Source organism: Micromonospora sp. NBC_00860 (assembly GCF_045207375.1).
GTDB lineage: Bacteria > Actinomycetota > Actinomycetes > Mycobacteriales > Micromonosporaceae > Micromonospora > Micromonospora vinacea.
Window position 1 is genome coordinate 453,195 of the sequence record NZ_CP108825.1, and the last position, 18,155, is coordinate 471,349.

The 18,155-nt window shown below is 71.9% G+C and carries 19 protein-coding genes; 12 read left to right on the forward strand and 7 right to left on the reverse strand.

The window, feature by feature from the left end:
* Positions 1-129: 129 nt before the first annotated feature.
* The 5 genes from OH804_RS02195 (at position 130) to OH804_RS02215 (ending at position 3,688) form a co-directional block, all read left to right on the forward strand.
* Positions 130-627, forward strand: a complete 498-nt coding sequence (locus OH804_RS02195) for a polyadenylate-specific 3'-exoribonuclease AS (protein ID WP_091407578.1) — start codon at positions 130-132, stop codon at positions 625-627.
* A 78-nt stretch (positions 628-705) separates the two neighbouring features.
* Complete coding sequence (locus OH804_RS02200) at positions 706-1,209, forward strand: pyridoxamine 5'-phosphate oxidase family protein (RefSeq protein ID WP_406062423.1); 504 nt, start codon at positions 706-708, stop codon at positions 1,207-1,209.
* 162 nt (positions 1,210-1,371) lie between these two features.
* Complete coding sequence (locus tag OH804_RS02205; protein ID WP_091408060.1) at positions 1,372-2,400, forward strand: 6-phosphofructokinase; 1,029 nt, start codon at positions 1,372-1,374, stop codon at positions 2,398-2,400.
* 72 nt (positions 2,401-2,472) lie between these two features.
* On the forward strand, positions 2,473-3,291 hold the full coding sequence (gene proC, locus OH804_RS02210) for a pyrroline-5-carboxylate reductase (RefSeq protein WP_406062425.1): 819 nt from the start codon (positions 2,473-2,475) through the stop codon (positions 3,289-3,291).
* 46 nt (positions 3,292-3,337) lie between these two features.
* Positions 3,338-3,688 (forward strand): DUF2203 domain-containing protein, encoded by a 351-nt coding sequence (locus OH804_RS02215; protein WP_091407586.1) that lies wholly within the window; start codon positions 3,338-3,340, stop codon positions 3,686-3,688.
* A gap of 144 nt (positions 3,689-3,832) precedes the next feature.
* Here the strand turns inward: OH804_RS02215 and OH804_RS02220 are convergent, their stop codons facing one another.
* The 3 genes from OH804_RS02220 to OH804_RS02230 all read right to left on the reverse strand — a co-directional run bounded on the left by OH804_RS02220 (position 3,833) and on the right by OH804_RS02230 (position 6,152).
* Positions 3,833-4,510, reverse strand: coding sequence for a class F sortase (locus tag OH804_RS02220; RefSeq protein ID WP_406062427.1), 678 nt, complete (start codon positions 4,508-4,510; stop codon positions 3,833-3,835).
* A complete protein-coding gene (locus OH804_RS02225; RefSeq protein ID WP_406062429.1) occupies positions 4,507-5,373 on the reverse strand; it encodes a DUF4397 domain-containing protein in 867 nt (288 codons plus the stop codon). Before OH804_RS02225 ends, OH804_RS02220 begins: the two co-directional genes overlap by 4 nt.
* A 107-nt stretch (positions 5,374-5,480) precedes the next feature.
* A complete protein-coding gene (locus tag OH804_RS02230; RefSeq protein WP_406062431.1) occupies positions 5,481-6,152 on the reverse strand; it encodes a class I SAM-dependent methyltransferase in 672 nt (223 codons plus the stop codon).
* A gap of 128 nt (positions 6,153-6,280) precedes the next feature.
* On the opposite strand from OH804_RS02230, the gene OH804_RS02235 reads away from it, so the two are divergent.
* Positions 6,281-7,885 carry a glycosyltransferase 87 family protein gene (locus OH804_RS02235; protein WP_406062433.1) on the forward strand — a complete coding sequence of 535 codons (1,605 nt, stop codon included), beginning with the start codon at positions 6,281-6,283 and terminating at the stop codon, positions 7,883-7,885.
* Between the two features lie 33 nt (positions 7,886-7,918).
* Here the strand turns inward: OH804_RS02235 and OH804_RS02240 are convergent, their stop codons facing one another.
* Entirely contained in the window at positions 7,919-8,593 is a 675-nt protein-coding gene (locus OH804_RS02240; RefSeq protein WP_406062435.1) for an NADPH-dependent F420 reductase, read from the reverse strand.
* 89 nt (positions 8,594-8,682) lie between these two features.
* Between OH804_RS02240 and OH804_RS02245 the strand changes: the two genes are divergently transcribed.
* Positions 8,683-9,003 (forward strand): hypothetical protein, encoded by a 321-nt coding sequence (locus OH804_RS02245; RefSeq protein ID WP_406062437.1) that lies wholly within the window; start codon positions 8,683-8,685, stop codon positions 9,001-9,003.
* A 70-nt stretch (positions 9,004-9,073) separates the two neighbouring features.
* Here OH804_RS02245 and OH804_RS02250 read toward each other — a convergent pair whose 3' ends face one another.
* Positions 9,074-9,565 carry a glutathione peroxidase gene (locus OH804_RS02250; protein ID WP_406062439.1) on the reverse strand — a complete coding sequence of 164 codons (492 nt, stop codon included), beginning with the start codon at positions 9,563-9,565 and terminating at the stop codon, positions 9,074-9,076.
* Positions 9,566-9,732: 167 nt separating this feature from the next.
* Between OH804_RS02250 and OH804_RS02255 the strand changes: the two genes are divergently transcribed.
* The 4 genes from OH804_RS02255 (at position 9,733) to OH804_RS02270 (ending at position 14,624) form a co-directional block, all read left to right on the forward strand.
* Positions 9,733-11,358: a glycosyl hydrolase family 18 protein gene (locus OH804_RS02255; RefSeq protein ID WP_196918939.1), complete on the forward strand. Its 1,626-nt coding sequence runs from the start codon at positions 9,733-9,735 to the stop codon at positions 11,356-11,358.
* A 181-nt stretch (positions 11,359-11,539) separates the two neighbouring features.
* A complete protein-coding gene (locus OH804_RS02260) occupies positions 11,540-12,052 on the forward strand; it encodes a hypothetical protein (protein ID WP_406062441.1) in 513 nt (170 codons plus the stop codon).
* A 92-nt stretch (positions 12,053-12,144) separates the two neighbouring features.
* A complete protein-coding gene (locus OH804_RS02265; RefSeq protein ID WP_406062443.1) occupies positions 12,145-13,551 on the forward strand; it encodes a class II 3-deoxy-7-phosphoheptulonate synthase in 1,407 nt (468 codons plus the stop codon).
* Positions 13,552-13,589: 38 nt separating this feature from the next.
* On the forward strand, positions 13,590-14,624 hold the full coding sequence (locus tag OH804_RS02270; RefSeq protein ID WP_196918937.1) for a low specificity L-threonine aldolase: 1,035 nt from the start codon (positions 13,590-13,592) through the stop codon (positions 14,622-14,624).
* A 91-nt stretch (positions 14,625-14,715) separates the two neighbouring features.
* On the opposite strand, the gene OH804_RS02275 is transcribed toward OH804_RS02270, so the two are convergent.
* Both OH804_RS02275 and pknB read right to left on the reverse strand, forming a co-directional pair.
* The gene (locus OH804_RS02275) at positions 14,716-15,585 is read right to left on the reverse strand and encodes a deoxyribonuclease IV (protein ID WP_196918936.1); all 870 of its coding nucleotides are present in this window, start codon (positions 15,583-15,585) and stop codon (positions 14,716-14,718) included.
* Positions 15,585-17,573 carry a Stk1 family PASTA domain-containing Ser/Thr kinase gene (pknB, locus tag OH804_RS02280; RefSeq protein WP_196918935.1) on the reverse strand — a complete coding sequence of 663 codons (1,989 nt, stop codon included), beginning with the start codon at positions 17,571-17,573 and terminating at the stop codon, positions 15,585-15,587. Before pknB ends, OH804_RS02275 begins: the two co-directional genes overlap by 1 nt.
* 188 nt (positions 17,574-17,761) lie before the next feature.
* On the opposite strand from pknB, the gene OH804_RS02285 reads away from it, so the two are divergent.
* Complete coding sequence (locus tag OH804_RS02285; protein ID WP_196918934.1) at positions 17,762-18,151, forward strand: Rv2175c family DNA-binding protein; 390 nt, start codon at positions 17,762-17,764, stop codon at positions 18,149-18,151.
* Positions 18,152-18,155: the final 4 nt, after the last annotated feature.

The following is an 18,155-nucleotide window of genomic DNA, read 5'->3' on the forward strand; positions in this document are numbered from 1 at the left end:
CCCCTCGAAGCACTTCCGTGACCGTCACGAGCTGCGACGCGACGTTCACGAGGTGTGGCCGCGGCTCGGCGGGCCTCCGGGCGGGCCCCGCCGAGCCCGGCCGTGCGGCGGTGGGCGAGGATGCCCGGAATGGTCTACCGCTATTTCTACGACTGCGAGTTCATCGAGGACGGCACGACAGTCGACCTCGTCTCGATCGGTGTCGTCGACGAGTACGGCCGCGAGTTCTACGCGGTCTCCACCGAGTTCGACGACTCCCGCGCCGTGCCCTGGGTCCGACGCAACGTGCTGGACAAGCTGCCCTCCCCGGCGGACCGGGCCTGGCGCTCGCGTGAGCGCATCCGCGACGACCTGTACGACTTCCTGATGGAGCCGATCCGGGACCGGCCGGGGGAGCAGCTGGAGCTGTGGGCCTGGTTCGCCGCGTACGACCACGTGGTGCTCGCCCAGCTCTGGGGTGCGATGCCGGCGCTGCCCCGGGAGATACCCCGCTACACCAAGGAGCTGCGCCAGCTCTGGGACGACCGTGGCCGGCCGCCCCTGCCGGACGCGGACGCGGCCCGGCACGATGCCCTGGTCGATGCCCGGCATAACCTGGCCCGCTGGCGGGCGATGACCGCCCGTTGAGTGGCGGTCGTGCCGCCGTAGGTTTGACCGGTTCTGTCCCGGGCAACGGTTCGACCAGCCGAGCCGAGGGAGATTGCCATGAGCGACCAGCCGACCAGCGCCGCGGAGGCACGCGCCCGGGTCACCGGCCTGGCCCGGGCCGCGCGGATCTGCATGCTCACCACTACCGCTCTGGACGGGCGGCAGGTGAGTCGACCGATGGGGCTCCAGGAGGCCGAGTTCGACGGCGAGCTGTGGTTCTTCGCCTACGCCGACTCGGCCAAGGTCCGCCAGATCCGGGTGAACCCGGAGGTCAACGTCGCCTTCTCCGACCAGAGGCACAACGCGTGGGTGTCGATCTCCGGCACCGCCACCGAGGGATTCGACCGGGCCCGGGCCGAGCGGCTCTGGAACCCGCTGCTCAAGGCGTGGTTCCCCGACGGGCTGGACACCCCCGGCCTCACGCTGATCAAGGTGCACGCCAGCTCCGCCGAGTACTGGGACTCGCCGAACAGCACAGTGGTGAACCTGCTCGACTACGCGAGGGCCGCGGTCACCGGCCGGCCACCGGCGGCCGGCGAGAACCACGAGGTGACCTACTGACCGGGGGTGGGTGCCCGGGGCGCGCTGTCGTCGTACCGGCGGGCCGACTACAGTTCGCAGTGACGGCCCGCCCCGGGCCGGCAACGGCGCCGATGGTCTGACCTGACACATACCCTGGGGCATATCGGGCTTTACCTGATGCTCCAGGAGGATGAGCGGATCATGCGTATCGGCGTGCTCACCGGCGGCGGCGACTGCCCCGGTCTCAACGCGGTCATCCGGGCGGTGGTCCGCAAGGGCGTCGCCACCTACGGTCACGAGTTCGTGGGCTTCCGGGACGGCTGGAAGGGCCCCCTCGAGGGTCTGTCCCGGCCCCTGGACATCGCCGACGTCCGCGGCATCCTGCCCCGCGGCGGCACCATCCTCGGCTCGTCCCGGACCAACCCGTTCAAGATCGAGAACGGCGTCGAGCGGATCAAGGACAACCTCGCCGCCCAGGGCGTGGACGCGCTGATCGCGATCGGCGGCGAGGACACCCTCGGCGTGGCCACCAAGCTCTACGAGCTGGGCGTGCACGTCGTCGGTGTGCCGAAGACGATCGACAACGACCTCGGCGCCACCGACTACACCTTCGGCTTCGACACCGCTGTCAACATCGCGATGGAGGCCATCGACCGCCTGCACACCACCGCGGAGAGCCACCACCGCACCCTGGTCGTCGAGGTGATGGGCCGGCACGCCGGCTGGATCGCCCTGCACGCCGGCCTGGCCGGCGGCGCCAACGTGATCCTGCTGCCCGAGCGCCAGTTCGACGTCGACCAGGTGGCCGGCTACGTCGAGAAGCGCTTCCAGCACCAGTACGCCCCGATCGTCGTGGTCGCCGAGGGCGCCCAGCCGCTCGACGGCCAGATGGTCCTCGCCAACCAGGAGCTGGACTCGTTCGGCCACGTCCGCCTCGGCGGCATCGGCCAGTGGCTCGCCGAGCAGCTGGAGGCCAAGACCGGCAAGGAGGCCCGCACCGTGGTGCTGGGCCACATCCAGCGCGGTGGCACCCCGACCGCCTTCGACCGGGTGCTCGCCACCCGCCTGGGCCTGCAGGCCATCGACGCCGTCAACGACGGCGACTGGGGCAAGATGGTCGCGATGCAGAGCACCGACATCGTCCGGGTGCCCCTCGCCGAGGCCACCCGCGAGCTGAAGACCGTTCCGCTGGAGCGGTACGCCGAGGCCGAGGTCTTCTTCGGCAGCTGATCGATCGTCGGCGGCGCGGCGGGCCTGCGGGTCCGCCGCGCCGCGACCCAATGCGAGGGGGTACGGGCCGACATGTCAGCCGGAGTGCACACGGTCGCGGTGATCGGCGCGGGCAAGATCGGTGAGCTGATGCTCTCCGGGCTGCTGCGCTCGGGATGGCCGGTGGACCGGCTTCTGGCCACCGCCCGCCGGCCCGCTCGCGCCGAGGAGCTGACCGCCCGCTACGGCGTACGGGTGGTCGACAACCTGACCGCGGTGGACGAAGCTGCGGTGCTCGCGATCTCGGTGAAGCCGCAGGACGCCGCCGCGCTCCTCGACGAGATCGGCCCCAAGGTGCCGGCCGACAAGCTCGTCATCTCGCTCTGCGCCGGTCTGCCCACCAGCTTCTTCAGCCGCCGGTTGCCCGACGGCACTCCCGTGGTGCGGGTGATGACCAACACCCCGGCGCTGGTCGACGAGGCGATGACCGCGATCTCCGCCGGCGCGTACGCCACCGGGGCGCACCTGACGTTGGCCGAGGAGATGTTCAAACCGCTCGGCCAGACGATCCGGGTGCCCGAGTCGCAGCAGGACGCGGTCACCGCGCTCTCCGGCTCCGGCCCGGCCTACTTCTACCTGCTGGTCGAAGCCATGATCGACGCGGGGATCCTGCTCGGGCTGCCCCGTCAGGTGGCGCACGAGCTGATCGTGCAGACCGCGATCGGGTCGGCGGTGATGCTGCGCGACTCCGGCGAGCACCCGGTCAAGCTGCGCGAGGCGGTCACCTCACCGGCCGGTACCACCATCTCCGCGATCCGTGAGCTGGAGAAGCACGGCGTACGCGCGGCGATGCTCGCCGCGCTGGAGGCCGCCCGGGATCGCGCCCGCGAGCTGGCGGCACAGGCCGACTGAGCGTTCGGGGGGCGTCGCGGGGCCGTGCGTGCCGCATACTGGCCCGGTGTTCACACTTGCCCAGGCCCGGCACCTGGTGGCCACTCTGCAGCCGCGCGTCGACGAGTTGATCCGGGTCCGGGCCGATCTCGCCGAGTTGCGCGTCGACCTGGCCGACCACGGCGTGAGCGCGCTCGGTGGGCTTGCCGAGGTGAAGGCGCTGGAGGCCAGGCTGCACGCCGTCGTCGACGAGCTGCACCAGCACGACATCCAGGTCAAGGGCATCGCCCCGGTGCTGCTCGACTTCCCCGGCGAGCGTGCCGGCCGCGCCGTGCTCTGGTGCTGGCTGGAGGGCGACTCCGACGTGCGCTGGTACCACCGGGCCGAGTGCGGCTTCGCTGGCCGCCGCCCCCTCTGACGCCCCGCGCCCGCGCTTCGCGCCTTCTCGCGCCCCTACCCGCTTGATCCACTCGGGTTCATGGAAATCGCGGTATTGGAGCGCGGTGGACGCCCCGACTTCCGGGAACCGGAGTGGATCAAGGTGCGCGACGCAGCCTGCCGCTCAGCCGGCCGCGGACGTCGGCAGGACCGGGTCGGTGGCCTCGGTGACCGCGAACACCACCACGTTGTCGACGTAGTGGCCCCGCCGCCGGTCGAAGTCACCCCCGCAGGTGACCAGGCGCAGCTCCGCCCCGGGCGTCGGCCCGTAGACCACGGCCGTCGGAAACTGGTCCTTGCGGGTCCGCAACGACCCGGTCACCCGGAACGACAACCGCTGCCCGTCGCGCCAGACCTCCACCAGGTCGCCGTGCCGTAGCTCGCCCAGCCGGGCGAAGACCGCCGGGCCGCGTCGTGAGTCCAGGTGCCCGGCGAGGACGGCCGGGCCGGTGTCGCCCGGGGCCGGGCCGCCGCCGTACCAACCGGCGGTGTGGAAGTCGGTCGGCGGGATCAGCGCGCCGGCGCGGTCCAGACCCAGCACGGTGAGCGGTGAGTCGACGCCGATGCGTGGTACGCGTACCCGCGTGGGTGGACCGTGGGGCGCGGGCGCGGCGGCCACCGACGGGCAGTCGGCGCCGCAGCCGGGGTGCCAGCTCGCCACCGGCGGTGGCGGGCCCGTGGTGGCCAGCCCGACCCCGGTGCCGGCGGCCAGGCAGACCGCCGCGCCTGCCGCTACCAGCGCGGCCAGCGGTATCCGACGGTCACGGTGCCGCCGGATCGACGGGTCCGGCTCGGCGCTCACCAGGTGGTGCGCCGCCGACGCCAGAGCAGCACTGCCACCGCGCCGGCCGCCGCGGCCAGACCGCCGGCCACCAGGGGGTACGCGTCGAGCCCGGACCCGGCGGTGCCACCGGCGCCGGTGTCCACCCCGCCGGCCGGGACGACTGTGCCGCCCTCGGCGTCGCGGCGCAGTTCGGCGGTGAGCCCGCCCTGCTTCGCGTCGAGCACCAGCAGCGAGTAGACCGCGCCACCGGTGAGCCGCACCTCGGCGTCGGTGCTCGGCCCGCCGGCACCCGTCAGCTTCAGCCGCCAACTGCCCGGCTCGACCTGCTGGTAGTCGGTCGTGGTGGCGAACTGCACCCCGTCGGCGATCATCGGGCCGTCGGCGGCGGCCACGTCGAGCACCGGGGTCCGCACCGACGCCTGGATGACCCGCACCTTGGCGCGGCCGTCGGTGGGGGCGCTGAGATCGTCGTTGAGCACTCGCAGGCCGAGGTCGGCGTGCCGGCCCACACCGGCCACAGTGAAGGCGTCGCCGCTGGTCACCGCGACCTCGGTGGTCAGTACCGGGGGGTCGCTGGCGGGGGCGCCGGCCTCGCGCATGGCCACCGCGTACCGGCCCGGCGCGAGTTCGAGGTAGTCGGAGACCACGCCGTAACCGACACCGGGAAAGACCTGCGGCTTCGCCGCTCCCGGCGCGGCCAGGTAGACGTCCACTGCCGGGGTGTCCGGGGAGAGGTGCGCGAGCCGGACGTATCCGACGGTGTCCGCGCTGGACGCGGCGTTGGCAGGGACCGGAATGGCGGCGGTGGCGAGGGCGGTGCCGAGCAGGAGCGCGCCGGAGCCGGCCAACAGCCGGCGGGGCACGGTACGGAGCGTGTGCATGTCGCCTCCGGGGGCACGTTCGGTGAGCGGGCGGCAACCCAGAGAACAGGGTCCCGTGAACAGGACTGCGACGCAAGTTGCCACAGCGATGTTTTTGTCGGCTGCCGCTACCGATCGCGCAGGGCGAGGAGGCCGAACAGGTCGGGGACCCCGCCCGGGCCCGCCTCGACGACCCGGACCAGCCGAAGACCGGCCGCCACCGTCGCGTTGACCAGGTCGGCGAGGGGGAGGTGCCAGGCGCCCACCCGTACCCGCACGCCGGTAGCGTTCCAACTGTCGAAGCTGCGGGACCGGTCGGCGTACCGCGCGTCGACGACGACACGCGGATGCCGTCCCCAGTCGGCGAACGCGCCCACGAAACACGGGTGCACACCCACGTGCACGAAACGCCCGCCGGGGCGCAGCACCCGGGCGACCTCGCGCAGCACGGCCGGGTAGTCGGGCAGGTCGGTGCTGGCCAGCACACACATCGCGGCCGGCAGCGACGCGTCGGCGACCGGCAGGGCGACAGCGTCACCCCTAGCCACCGGCAACCGCCCCCGCGCGTGCCGCAACTGCCCGCCGGACAGGTCCACGCCCACCGGCGTCCAACCCAGACCCGCCGGCACCGAGGCGTGCGCGCCGGTACCGCAACAGATGTCGAGGCAGGACCCCTCGCCCGCGCCGAGCAGGTCCGCCACCGTCGCGTGCACCCGCCGCAGATAGTCGCCTCCGCCGGAGATGAAGCCCTCGTACCAGTCCGCGTAGGCGTCGTACGCCGGTCCGCCCGTCGTCCCCATTCGCTGAGGCTACGAATCGACACCCGTCCCGCGGCACCCGTTCTTCCGAGAGCAGACGTGGAACCGACCCGGGCGTTTGCGCCGCCGCGGGGCCCACGCGGGCCATCGCGGTCGCCTATCCTCGGGCGATGCGGGATCGCCGGGTGGCCCTGGCGTGGGCGGCCTTCGTCGTCGTCGCGCTGGTGTCCGGTGTGCTCGTTCTGCATCGGCCGGATCGCCTCTCCGACCTGCACATCTACTACGGCGCGCTGTCCGATCTGCGCGCCGGAAAGCCGCTGTACGGATATGAGGCGGAGAACGGCGGCCCGTTCACCTATCCGCCGTTCGCCGCTCTCGTACTGTGGCCGATCACCGCCGTCAGCGAGGGCGTACTCCAGGGGATCTGGCTGGTGGCGACGTGCGCGGCGGTCGTTGCCATCGCCGGGTCGGTCGGTCTCGCGCTGACCACCCGACAGTCCCGGCGCCCGCTCGTCGTGGCGCTGGCGGCCACCGTGCTGATGCTCTCCGCGCCGGTGCAGAGCAACCTCCGCTTCGGGCAGGTCAGCATCTTCATCGTGCTGATGGCCCTGCTCGACGGGCTGGGCGTCGTCCCACCCCGACTGCGCGGAACACTGGTCGGGGTGGCCGCGGCGATCAAGCTCACCCCGCTGCTGTTCGTGGTCTACTTCCTCGCCGTCGGGCGCTACCGTGACGCCGGCCGGTCGGCGGCCACCTTCGTGGCCTGCGCGGGGCTCGCCGCGGTAGTGCTGCCCCGGGAGAGCTGGGCCTACTGGACCGAGACCCTGCGACAGACCTCCCGCATCGGCAATCTGTCCTCGTTGGGCAACCAGTCAGTGCACGGCATGCTGCTGCGCGTCGGCGTCGACGAGACGGCGCTGCCAGTGCTCTGGGCCGGCATGGTGGCACTGATCTGCGCGGCCGCACTGCTGCGGGCCCGACAGTTGACGAGGCAGGGACGCCCCGGGCACGCCGCCGTGCTCGTCGGCTGCGCCACAGTGGCCGCGTCCCCGGTGTCCTGGACCCACCACCAGGTGTGGCCGGTGCTCGCCGCGATGCTGCTGATCGGCGCGTCCGGCGTCACCCAGCGGGCCGCCGGCGCGGCGCTGCTCGCCGCCATGGTCGTCTCGTTGGGCGCGGTGCTCAGCCCGGTCTCGACGCGGCCGGGAGTGCAGTTCCTCTTCGAGAACGCCCGTGCCGTCGGGGTGTGCCTCCTGTGCCTCGTCGGCTTCGGCGGTGTCGCCGTCGCCGCCCAGTACACGAGCAGACGACCGGCCGCCGGCCGTGCCTGGCTGCGGGTGGGCGTCACCGCCACTGTGGCTGTCGCGTTCTTCGCCGTACAGCCGCTGCCGGCCGGGGCCGACCCCACCTTCAAGGCGTACCGCCTCGACGACGTGGTCAACCCGCGATACTTCTTCGTCTGCCGTGGACCGGCCGAATGCGCCGAATACGCCACCGACGCGCCGGTCACCTTCGGCACCCGCGCCGAGAAGACCAAGGTCCGGGTCAACGGCGTGGTCTCCCCGCAGGTGACCCGCCTGGAGTACTACTCCGCACCGGGTGGAGCACCCAGGGCCATCCCGCTGCTTGCCGCGTACCCGGGTTCGCGTACCTTCTCGTTCCGGTCCGCGACGATGGCCCACGGCCGGCTCGTCGCGTACGCCTCGGACGGGCAGCCGATCGCCAGCTACGACGACGAGCTCGCCGCCGCCCTCCGCACCACCACCACCCCATAAGGGAATCGCGGGCAGGGCGGCGGCTGGCCTTGCTCAGCGGGTGGCGGCGGCCAGGGCGTCGCGCAGCTTCGCGGCGTCGCCCGGCGCCGGGTGCTCCCAGTCGGTCGGGCTCGCGGAGTAGAGCGTGCCGTACGCCGGGGTGTCCGGCTGGTAGCGCCACCCCTCGGCCAGCGGGCCGACGTCCACCGCGTCGTAGCCGATGCGGTCCAGGAAGGCGGTCACCTCACCCTTCGCGGCGGCGTCGTCGCCGGCGATCGCGAGGGCGCTGCGGTCGGCGGCGCCGGTCGGGCGGGGGAGCGCGGCCAGGCCCTTGAAGTAGATGTTGTTGAAGACCTTGACCACCCGCGAGTCCGGCAGGTGGCGCTGGAGCAGCTCGCTGCTGGTGGTCTCACCGGAGTCCAGCTCCGGGAAGGTGCCATCGCGCTGCGGGTAGTAGTTGTTGGTGTCGATGACGACCTTGCCGGCCAGCGGTTCCACGGGCACCGCGCGGTACGCCTTCAGCGGCACGCTGACGACCACCAGGTCACCGACCTGCGCCGCGTCCTGCGTGGTGCCGGCGCTGGCGTGAGCGCCCAGGGTCTCCACCAGGTCGGTGAGGGTCTCCGGGCCCCGCGAGTTGCTCAGCACCACGTCGTAGCCGGCGTCGACGGCCAGCCGGGCCACGGTGCCGCCGATGTTGCCACTGCCGATCAGTCCCACAGTTGTCATGCTCGTTCCCAACTCCGTCCACCCGCGACGCATTCCCGACCAGGCTGGTGGGTTATTCGGCTGCCGGCGGGCCGGGCAGGCTGCCGCGCATGCGCCGTCTCGTCGAGGGCTGCGCGACCTTCGCCGTCCCGGCGGGTGCCTGGCGCGCCGCGAGCCCCGTCCTGCACAACGTACTGCTCACGCTGGTCGGCGACCGGCTCTCCGGCGACGTGCCACTCTCCGGTGGCGTGCGGTTGGCGCGGTGGTGGGCGCGCGGAGGCGCAGAGGCCACCACATCCATGTTCGAGCGCGATCAAGGCGGCCCGGGCGCAACCCAGGCGTCGGGAGGGTCGGCAAGGCCGTCGATCATGGAGTTGTGCTGGGGGACGAGTCGGGCTGACCTGGGCAAGTCGGGCACCACGACTCCGTGATCGACCGCGTCGAGGGGCGTCGAGGGGCGTCGACGCGCATCGACGCGGCGCCACGGAGCGCCCCGGGGCGTCAGGAGGTGGGGAGGGTCTTTTCGATGGCCGCGCGTAGGTCGTCGGAGCCGGGCTCGACACTGGGGGCGAACCGGGCGGCGACCGAGCCGTCCGGGGCAACCAGGAACTTCTCGAAGTTCCAGCGCACGTCACCGGTGTGCCCGTCGGCGTCCGGGGTGTCCACGAGCGCGGCGTAGAGCGGGTGCCGGTCCGGGCCGTTGACGTCGACCTTCTCGGTCAGCGGGAAGGTGACCCCGTAGTTGACCTGGCAAAAGTCGCTGATCTCGGCGGCACTGCCTGGCTCCTGTCCGGCGAACTGGTTGCACGGCACGCCGAGCACGACGAGGCCCTGGTCGGCGTAGGAGTCGGCGAGTGTCTGGAGGCCGGCGTACTGCGGGGTGAGGCCGCAGCGGGAGGCCACGTTGACGACCAGCAACGCCTTGCCGCGGTAGCGGGCCAGGTCGGCGGGGCCGCCGTTGAGGGCGTCGATCGGGATGTCGAAGACGGTCATGGGCCGAGGCTACGCGCCGGCCGGGTGTCGGCCCGGGGTGGGCGCAGCGTACGCACTCCGTGCACCAGGAGAAATCGAAACATGCGCATCTTGACGAACTGATGACGCCGTGAGTACCGTCTCACCATCTCTTTTGGAAAGTTTCCTAACAGTTCGGGAGACGCCTCATGAAAAGATCGCTCCGCCGGGCCCTCTGGGCCGGTGCCGTGGTCGCCGTGACCGTCGCAGCGGTGCCGGTGACCACCGCGTTCGGCGCCGGCACGGTCACCACCACCTTCACCAAGGCGCAGGACTGGGGGACCGGTCACGAGACGAGGGTGACCGTCACCAACGGCTCCAGCGCCACGGTCACCACCTGGCGCATCGAGTTCGACCTGCCGTCGGGCACCACCATCAGCAGCGCGTGGGACGCCGACGTCACCAGCAGCGGCAACCACTACGTCGCGGTCAAGAAGAGCTGGGCCGGCGGCATCGCCCCCGGTGCCTCGTTCAGCTGGGGTTACAACGGCAGCGGCGCCTACAAGGCGCCGCTGAACTGCACCATCAACGGTGCAGCGTGCGGCGGCGGCACCACCCCGCCGACCACGACTCCGCCGACCACCACCCCGCCGACGACGACGCCGCCCACCACCCCTCCACCCACCACGCCACCGCCGACCACCAACCCGCCGAACCCGGGCGGCAAGAAGATCGTCGGCTACTTCGCCGAGTGGGGCGTCTACGGGCGCAACTACCACGTCAAGAACATCCAGACCAGCGGGTCGGCCGCCAAGCTGACCCACATCCTGTACGCCTTCGGCAACACCACCGGCGGTCGTTGCACCATCGGTGACAGCTACGCCGACTACGAGAAGGCGTACACCGCGGCGGAGAGCGTGGACGGCGTCGCCGACACGTGGGACCAGCCGCTGCGCGGCAGCTTCAACCAGCTGCGCAAGCTCAAGCAGCTGAACCCGCACCTCAAGGTGATCTGGTCGTTCGGTGGCTGGACCTGGTCCGGCGGCTTCACCCAGGCCGCGCAGAACCCGGCCGCGTTCGCCGAGAGCTGCCACAACCTGGTCGAGGACCCGCGCTGGGCGGACGTCTTCGACGGCATCGACGTCGACTGGGAGTACCCCAACGCCTGCGGTCTGAGCTGCGACAGCAGCGGCCCGAACGCGTTCAAGAACGTGATCAGCGCGTTGCGGTCGAGGTTCGGGTCCAGTGCCCTGGTCACCGCCGCCATCACCGCGGACGGCAGCAACGGCGGCAAGATCGACGCCACCGACTACGCCGGCGCCATCGGCAACCTCAACTGGCTGATGCCGATGACCTACGACTACTTCGGCGCCTTCGCCGCCCAGGGTCCGACGGCACCGCACTCGCCGCTCACCTCGTACACCGGCATCCCGCAGCAGGGCTTCAACTCCGACGCGGCGATCCAGAAGCTCAAGAGCAAGGGCGTTCCGGCCAACAAGCTGCTGCTCGGCATCGGCTTCTACGGCCGGGGCTGGACCGGTGTCACCCAGGCCGCTCCGGGCGGCAGCGCCACCGGCGCGGCGCCGGGCACCTACGAGGCCGGCATCGAGGACTACAAGGTCCTCAAGAACACCTGCCCGGCCACCGGCACGATCGCCGGCACCGCGTACGCCAAGTGCGGCAGCAACTGGTGGAGCTACGACACCCCGTCGACCATCAACGGCAAGATGACGTACGCGAACAACCAGGGCCTCGGTGGCGCGTTCTTCTGGGAGCTCTCCGGTGACACGAGCAACGGCGAGCTCATCGGCGCCATCAAGGGCGGTCTCGGCTGAGCCGAGGGCCGACGCACCACCCACACGGCGGGAAGGGGCCCGCACCGTCCCTTCCCGCCCGTGACACAGCGGTCCGGTCGACGCCCAGCGTCGACCGGACCGCCGCCGTTGGGTTCGGTCGGCTGAATGTGGCAGACTCGCGGCTCGGCACGTCTCGATCTCACCGCCAACGGAGGTGATCATGCGCGCGACCCACCGCAGGCTGGCGGCGACCGCCGCCGGGCTGGTGCTGCTGCCGGTCGCCCTGGTCGGCTGCGGGATCGGCGGCGAGGACCAGGACGAGTCCGCCGCCAAGCCGGCCCGAGCCCCCGCCGAGGAGGCCGCCACCCGCTCCCGTGAGCGCGTGCAGGCCTACCTCGACGCGATGGCGGCCAAGGACGTCGCCGCCGGCCGCAGCCAGCTCTGCGCCCTGCTGCACGACGGCTTCGACCTGGGCGCCACCGGCCCCAACGGTGACTTCGCCGACCACTTCCAGGTGCCGGAGGCGGCCATCACCGCAGTCCGGTCGGGTCCGCGCGGGCAGGAGGTCAGCGTCTCGGTCTCGGTCGCGGTCGGCAAGCGCACCGTCACCCGGCCGCTGGTCTTCACCGTCACCCGGGACGGCAGCGACTGGTGCATCGCCGGCGAAGCGCCGGGTGGGCCGGCCGCCACGCCCGTCGCTCCGTCGCCGACCGGCGTCTTCGTACCCGAGTAACGTGACCAGCGCCCGGCAGATTGATCTCCCATCTGCCGGAACCGTCCCCCTCGCCGCCCGGCCACCCCGACCGTCGCCGTACGCTTTCTGTCATGCGCCATGAGTGGCATCAGCTGAGCCATCCCGCGGTGAGCAGCCCGGGCCTGCAGACCAGCCGACCGACAGTCGACTCCGCCGAGGACGCGGCGCTCGGCCTGGACCGATGGCGGGAGCTGCCCCGCGAGCAGGTCCCGCCGTGGTCCGACCCGGGTGCAGTGGCCGCGGTCTGCAAGGTCCTCGACACAGTGCCGTCGGTCGTCGCGCCCTACGAGGTGGACCAGCTCCGGCAGAAGCTCGCCCTGGTCTGCGAGGGCAAGGCGTTCCTGCTGCAGGGCGGTGACTGCGCCGAGACGTTCGTGGACAACACCGAGAGCCACCTGCTGGCCAACGCACGCACCCTGCTCCAGATGGCGATCGTGCTCACCTACGGCGCGTCGCTGCCGGTGGTCAAGGTCGCCCGGGTCGCCGGGCAGTACACCAAGCCCCGCTCACTGCCGACCGACGCCCGTGGCCTGCCCGCGTACCGCGGCGACATGATCAACTCGCTGGAGGCCGACCCGGCCGCCCGGGTCGCCGACCCGCAGCGCATGATCCGCGCGTACGCCAATTCGGCCGCGGCGATGAACATGCTCCGGGCGTACCTCGCCGGCGGGCTCGCCGACCTGCACGCCGTGCACGACTGGAACAAGGGCTTCGTGAAGAACTCCCCGGCGGGGGAGCGTTACGAGGCGATCGCCCGGGAGATCGACCGGGCGCTGGCCTTCATCCGGGCCTGCGGGATGACCGACGACGAGGCGTTGCGCACCGTCACGCTCTACTGCTCCCACGAGGCCCTCGCCCTGGAGTACGACCGGGCGCTCACCCGGGTCTCCGACCGCCGGGCGTACGGGCTGTCCGGGCACTTCCTCTGGATCGGCGAGCGCACCCGGCAGATCAGCGGCGCGCACATCGACTTCATCTCTCGCATCGCCAACCCGATCGGGGTCAAGCTCGGCCCGACCACGTCCCCGGACGAGGCGATCGAGCTGTGCGAGAAGCTCAACCCGGACAACATCCCCGGCCGGCTCACCCTGATCAGCCGGATGGGCAACCACCGGGTACGCGACGCGCTGCCGCCGATCGTCGCCAAGGTCACCGCCGCCGGCGCCAAGGTGGTCTGGCAGTGCGACCCGATGCACGGCAACACGCACGAGTCGTCCAACGGCTACAAGACCCGGCACTTCGACCGCATCGTCGACGAGGTGCTCGGCTACTTCGAGGTGCATCGGGGGCTGGACACCCACCCCGGTGGCCTGCACGTCGAGTTGACCGGTGAGGACGTCACCGAGTGCCTCGGCGGCGCCCAGGGGATCGAGGATCTCGACCTGCCCGACCGGTACGAAACCGCCTGCGACCCGCGACTGAACACCCAGCAGTCGTTGGAGTTGGCGTTCCTGGTAGCGGAGATGCTCCGTGGCTGAGTTCGCGAACCCGGCAGTCGGCAGCCGAAAGGAAGACAGTGCCTGACCTGTTCGTGGACCTGCGGTCCGACACGGTGACCCGACCCACCGCCGGGATGCGGGAGGCGATGGCCGCCGCCGAGGTCGGTGACGACGTGTACGGCGAAGACCCGAGCGTCAACGCGCTGGAGGCCGAGGTCGCCGCGTTGTTCGGGCACGAGGCGGCGCTGTTCGCCCCGAGCGGGTCGATGGCGAACCAGATCGCCCTGCAACTGTTGGTGTCGCCCGGCGACGAGTTGCTCTGCGACGCCGACGCGCACGTTGTCACGTACGAGATCGGCGCCGCGGCCGCGTACGGCGGTATCTCCTCGCGGACCTGGCCCGCGGTGGGCGCGGACATCGACCCGGAGGTGGTGGCCGGGATGATCCGGCCGGACGGCTACTTCGCCGTCCCCACCCGCGCGATCGCCGTCGAGCAGACCCACAACCGCGGCGGTGGCGGGGTGATTCCGCTGGCGACCCTGCGGGATCTGCGCGGGGTCGCCGACGAGGCGGGCGTCGCGCTGCACTGTGACGGCGCGCGGATCTGGCACGCGCACGTCGCCGACCGGGTGCCGCTGATCGAGTACGGCCAGCTCTTCGACACGCTGTCGGTGTGCCTCTCCAAGGGTCTCGGCGCGCCGGTCGGTTCGCTGGTGGTGGGCAGCGCGGAGAAGATGCAACGTGCCCGGCTGATCCGCAAGCGGATGGGCGGTGGCATGCGCCAGGCCGGCATTCTTGCCGCCGGCGGCCGGTACGCGCTGGCGCACCACATCGACCGGCTGGCTGACGACCACGCGAAGGCGGCCCGGCTCGCCGAGGCGGTCGCGCCGTTCGGGGTGCTGGCCACCACGGTCCGTACCAACCTGGTCGCGCTGGACCTCACCAAGCACACACTGGACGCACGGGCCCTGGCCGCCGCGGCGCGGGCCGAGGGCGTGCTGGTCTCGGTGCTCGGCCCCCGTACCGCCCGCCTGGTCACCCACCTGGGCGTCAGCGACGCGGACATCGACCGCGCCGTGGCAGCCCTACCCCGCATCCTCGCCGCAGCCTGACACCCCCAGCGCTCACCTCGGTGATCAAGAGGTTTGCGTCATCCGGCGACCGGAATCTGACGTAAACCTCTTGATCAACCAGCAGGTTGGGTCAGGGGTGGGACAGGCGGGTTAGCGTGCTGATGTCGGCGGCGTGGCCCAGGTGCTTCTCGCTGGGGGTTTCCACGACGATCGGGACGCCAGCGGTCGCCGGGTGGGCCATCAGCTCGGCGAAGGCGGGCTCGCCGATGCTGCCCTTGCCGATGTTCTCGTGCCGATCCCGGGTGGAGCCGCACAGATCCTTCGAGTCGTTGGCGTGGACCAGCCGCAGCCGGTCCGCACCGACAGTGGCCACCAGGGTGTCCAGGGTCGCCGTCATGCCGCCCTCGGCCGCCAGGTCGTGCCCGGCCGCCCAGGCGTGGCAGGTGTCGAAGCAGACCCCGAGCATGGGGTGCCGGTCCACCGCGTCCAGGTAGGGCCCGAGCTGCTCCACCCGGGAGGCCAGTGACCGGCCTCCACCCGCGCTCGGCTCGACCAGCAACATCGGCCCGCCAGCCTCGGCGGTCCAGTCGAGCAGCGGCAGCAACACCTCGCGGACCTGTCGCATCGCCGCCTCGGCGTGCCCCTCGTCCACCGAACTGCCCGCGTGGAACACCACCCCCCGCGCGCCGATCGCCACGCCCCGACGCAGCGCGTGCGCCAGCGTCTGGGCCGACTTCTCGACAGTGGCAGGGGTGGGCGAGCCCAGGTTGACCAGCAGCGCGGCGTGGATGAACGTCGGAATGCCCCGCTCGGCGCAACCGTCGCGGAACAGGACGTCCTGCCCGGGGTCGCCGTTGGGCAGTGCCCAGCCGCGCGAGTTGGAGACGTAGACCTGCACCACCCGTGCGCCGGTCACGTCGGCGTACGGCAGGGCGGCCTTCGCCAGCCCACCCGAGGTCGGAGTGTGCGTGCCCACCGGCCGCCCGGAGATCGTCGGCATCAGAAGCACGTCAGGGTGACCGGGGTGCCGGGCGCCACCTGCGAATTCTCGCCCGGGAGCTGGATCTGGACCACGGCGTTCGGGTTGATCGCCATGGTCACCGGGAAGCCCTGCGCCTCCAACGCCTGCTTGGCCTGCTGGCACGGCAGGCCGATCACCCGTGGCATGGCGACCAGCGGTGGCCCCTTGCTGACGTCCAGCTTGACCTGGGTGCCCTTCTCCACACCGGCGCCGTCGGCCGGGCTCTGGCCGAGGATCTCGTCCCTCGGCTTGTCGGAGTCCTTGTAGTTCTCCACCAGCACCAGGTTGAGCTGGGCCAGGGTCGTCCGGGCGTCGGTCAGGCTCTTGCCGACCAGGTTCGGCACCGTCACCGGCGCCCTACCCCGGCTCAGGATGAGGGTGACCTTCGCACCTGGTTTGACCTCGGCGCCCACCTTGGGGGAGCTGTCCACCACGACCCCGGCCGGCAGGCTGTCGTCGTAGCGGGGGGTGCCCTTGGCCACCACCAGCTTCGCGTTGACCAGGTCCGCCTCGGCCAGCTCGAACTCCTTGCCGATCACGTCCGGTACGGGGAAACGCTCCGGGCCGAGGGAGAGGGTCAGGGTGATCGTGCCACCCTTGACGATCTTGGCAGCGGACGCCGGGCTCTGCCCCAGCACGCTGTCCTTCGGGGCTTTCTCGTCGAAGCGTGGCTCGGCGTACTTGAGGACGAGCCCGGCGCGGTCGGCCCGCGCCTGCGCCTCGGCCTTGCTCAGGCTCACCAGCTGCGGAGCGTCCGTGTAACGGCCGACGCCGAACCACCAGCCCCCGATCGCGGCCACCAGGCCCAGCGTCACCACCACGGCAGCGACGGCCCGCCGGCCGCGGGGATCGCCCAGCACAGTGCTGCGCAGCGCGGCGAGCCGGGCACCCAGGCCCTCCGCCGGCTCCGGGGCGGCCCGACGCCGTCCGGGCCCCTGGCTGCTGGCGCCCTCCGGCAGTCGGGCCCATGACGGGCGGTTGGGCGGCTGGACCGTCGCGACCATCATCGTCGGCTGAGAGAGCGACGGTTCGTCGCTGACCGGGCGGAGTACGGCGGTGTGGCTGTTGGCGTCGCCCAGACGGTCCCGGGCAACCTGCACCTCGGCCAGCAGTGCGCCGGCGTCCGCGGGGCGCGCGCCGGGATCACGCCGAGTGGCCCGCTGCACCAGGTCGTCGAGGACCGACGGCAGACCCGGCACCAGCGTCGAGGGCGCCGGCACGTCCCGGTCGACGTGCTGCCAGGCGACGTCCACCGGCCGGTCCCCGTCGTACGGCACGCGGCCGGTGAGCATCTCGAACAGCACGATGCCGGCCGAGTAGACGTCGGTGCGCGGATCGGCGCGGCCCTCGGTGACCAGCTCCGGGGCGACGTACGCCACGGTCGCCATCAGCTGGTTGCCCTGCTCCTCGTCGGCGCTCGCCTCGACGGCCCGGGCCAGCCCGAAGTCGGCCACCTTCACGACGCTGTCGACGAGGTTGGCGACGCCACCGGTGGGCGCCTCCGCGACCAGCACGTTCTCCGGTTTGACGTCGCGGTGTACCAGCCCGGCGCGGTGCGCGGCGGCGATCGCGGCGAGCATCTGCTCGGTGATGGCCAGTGCCTCGTCCGGGTTGAGCCGGCGTCGCTCGGCCAGCACGTCGCGCAGCGTGCGGCCACGGACGTACTCCATCACCAGGTACGGCAGGCCGGCGTGCGTGCCCTGGTCGTAGACCGCCACCACGTTCGGGTGGGTCAACCGGGCGATGGTCTTCGCCTCGTCGGTGAACCGGGCCACGAAGTTGGCGATCCGGGCTCGCGCCTCGCTCGCCTGGGTCGGGTGAATGATCTTGACAGCGACGGTGCGCTCAAGGCGTTCGTCGGTGGCGGTGTACACGGTCGCCATGCCACCACGGGCCACGCGACCGCGAATGCGGTAGCGCCCGTCGATCAGCGAGCCCAGCAACGTGTCGGCGACCTGAGTGTCCATCGGCAGGCAGTCTATGTGTCCAGGGGGTGAAGGATGAACAGGATGCTACAGCCGTACGCCGAACCGGTCCGTCCCGCCGCGCTCGCCACCCCTTATCCGCTGGTCAGCGACGATCAACGGAGTGGGCGCCGATGGGTCTCCCGGGGTGCCGGTGGCTCGTCGCGGCGGCGGCGTGGCAGGGTGGTCGGGTGACCGAACCCGTACCCGACCAGGCCGCGCCCGGCCTGGAGCTCGCCGGACCCACCGACCCGGCCGGCTGGTTGACCCTGCCCGACGTCGCCGAACGCCTCGACGTGTCGATCAGCAAGGTGCACCAGATGATCCGTGACCGTGAGCTGTTGGCGGTCCGCCGCGACGGCGTCCGCCGGATCCCGGCCGAGCTGGTCGCCAACGAGACCGTGCTCAAGCACCTGCCCGGCGTGCTCAACCTGCTCGCCGACAACGGCTACGACGACGAGGCCGCCCTGCGCTGGCTCTACGAGCCGGACGACACCCTCCCCGGCGCCACCCCGGCCGCCGCCCTCTCCGGCGACCAGGCCCGCGAGGTGAAACGCCGAGCCCAAGCCCAAGGCTTCTAACCCC

Excerpts from the sequence above, each read along its gene's own strand:
- OH804_RS02195 (WP_091407578.1), top strand. The coding sequence starts at position 130 with ATGGTCTACCGCTATTTCTACGACTGCGAGTTCATCGAGGACGGCACG.
- OH804_RS02200 (WP_406062423.1), top strand. The coding sequence starts at position 706 with ATGAGCGACCAGCCGACCAGCGCCGCGGAGGCACGCGCCCGGGTCACC.
- OH804_RS02205 (WP_091408060.1), top strand. The coding sequence starts at position 1,372 with ATGCGTATCGGCGTGCTCACCGGCGGCGGCGACTGCCCCGGTCTCAAC.
- proC (WP_406062425.1), top strand. The coding sequence starts at position 2,473 with ATGTCAGCCGGAGTGCACACGGTCGCGGTGATCGGCGCGGGCAAGATC.
- OH804_RS02225 (WP_406062429.1), bottom strand. The coding sequence starts at position 5,373 with ATGCACACGCTCCGTACCGTGCCCCGCCGGCTGTTGGCCGGCTCCGGC.
- OH804_RS02230 (WP_406062431.1), bottom strand. The coding sequence starts at position 6,152 with ATGGGGACGACGGGCGGACCGGCGTACGACGCCTACGCGGACTGGTAC.
- OH804_RS02235 (WP_406062433.1), top strand. The coding sequence starts at position 6,281 with ATGCGGGATCGCCGGGTGGCCCTGGCGTGGGCGGCCTTCGTCGTCGTC.
- OH804_RS02240 (WP_406062435.1), bottom strand. The coding sequence starts at position 8,593 with ATGACAACTGTGGGACTGATCGGCAGTGGCAACATCGGCGGCACCGTG.
- OH804_RS02245 (WP_406062437.1), top strand. The coding sequence starts at position 8,683 with ATGCGCCGTCTCGTCGAGGGCTGCGCGACCTTCGCCGTCCCGGCGGGT.
- OH804_RS02250 (WP_406062439.1), bottom strand. The coding sequence starts at position 9,565 with ATGACCGTCTTCGACATCCCGATCGACGCCCTCAACGGCGGCCCCGCC.
- OH804_RS02255 (WP_196918939.1), top strand. The coding sequence starts at position 9,733 with ATGAAAAGATCGCTCCGCCGGGCCCTCTGGGCCGGTGCCGTGGTCGCC.
- OH804_RS02260 (WP_406062441.1), top strand. The coding sequence starts at position 11,540 with ATGCGCGCGACCCACCGCAGGCTGGCGGCGACCGCCGCCGGGCTGGTG.
- OH804_RS02265 (WP_406062443.1), top strand. The coding sequence starts at position 12,145 with ATGCGCCATGAGTGGCATCAGCTGAGCCATCCCGCGGTGAGCAGCCCG.
- OH804_RS02275 (WP_196918936.1), bottom strand. The coding sequence starts at position 15,585 with ATGCCGACGATCTCCGGGCGGCCGGTGGGCACGCACACTCCGACCTCG.
- pknB (WP_196918935.1), bottom strand. The coding sequence starts at position 17,573 with ATGGACACTCAGGTCGCCGACACGTTGCTGGGCTCGCTGATCGACGGG.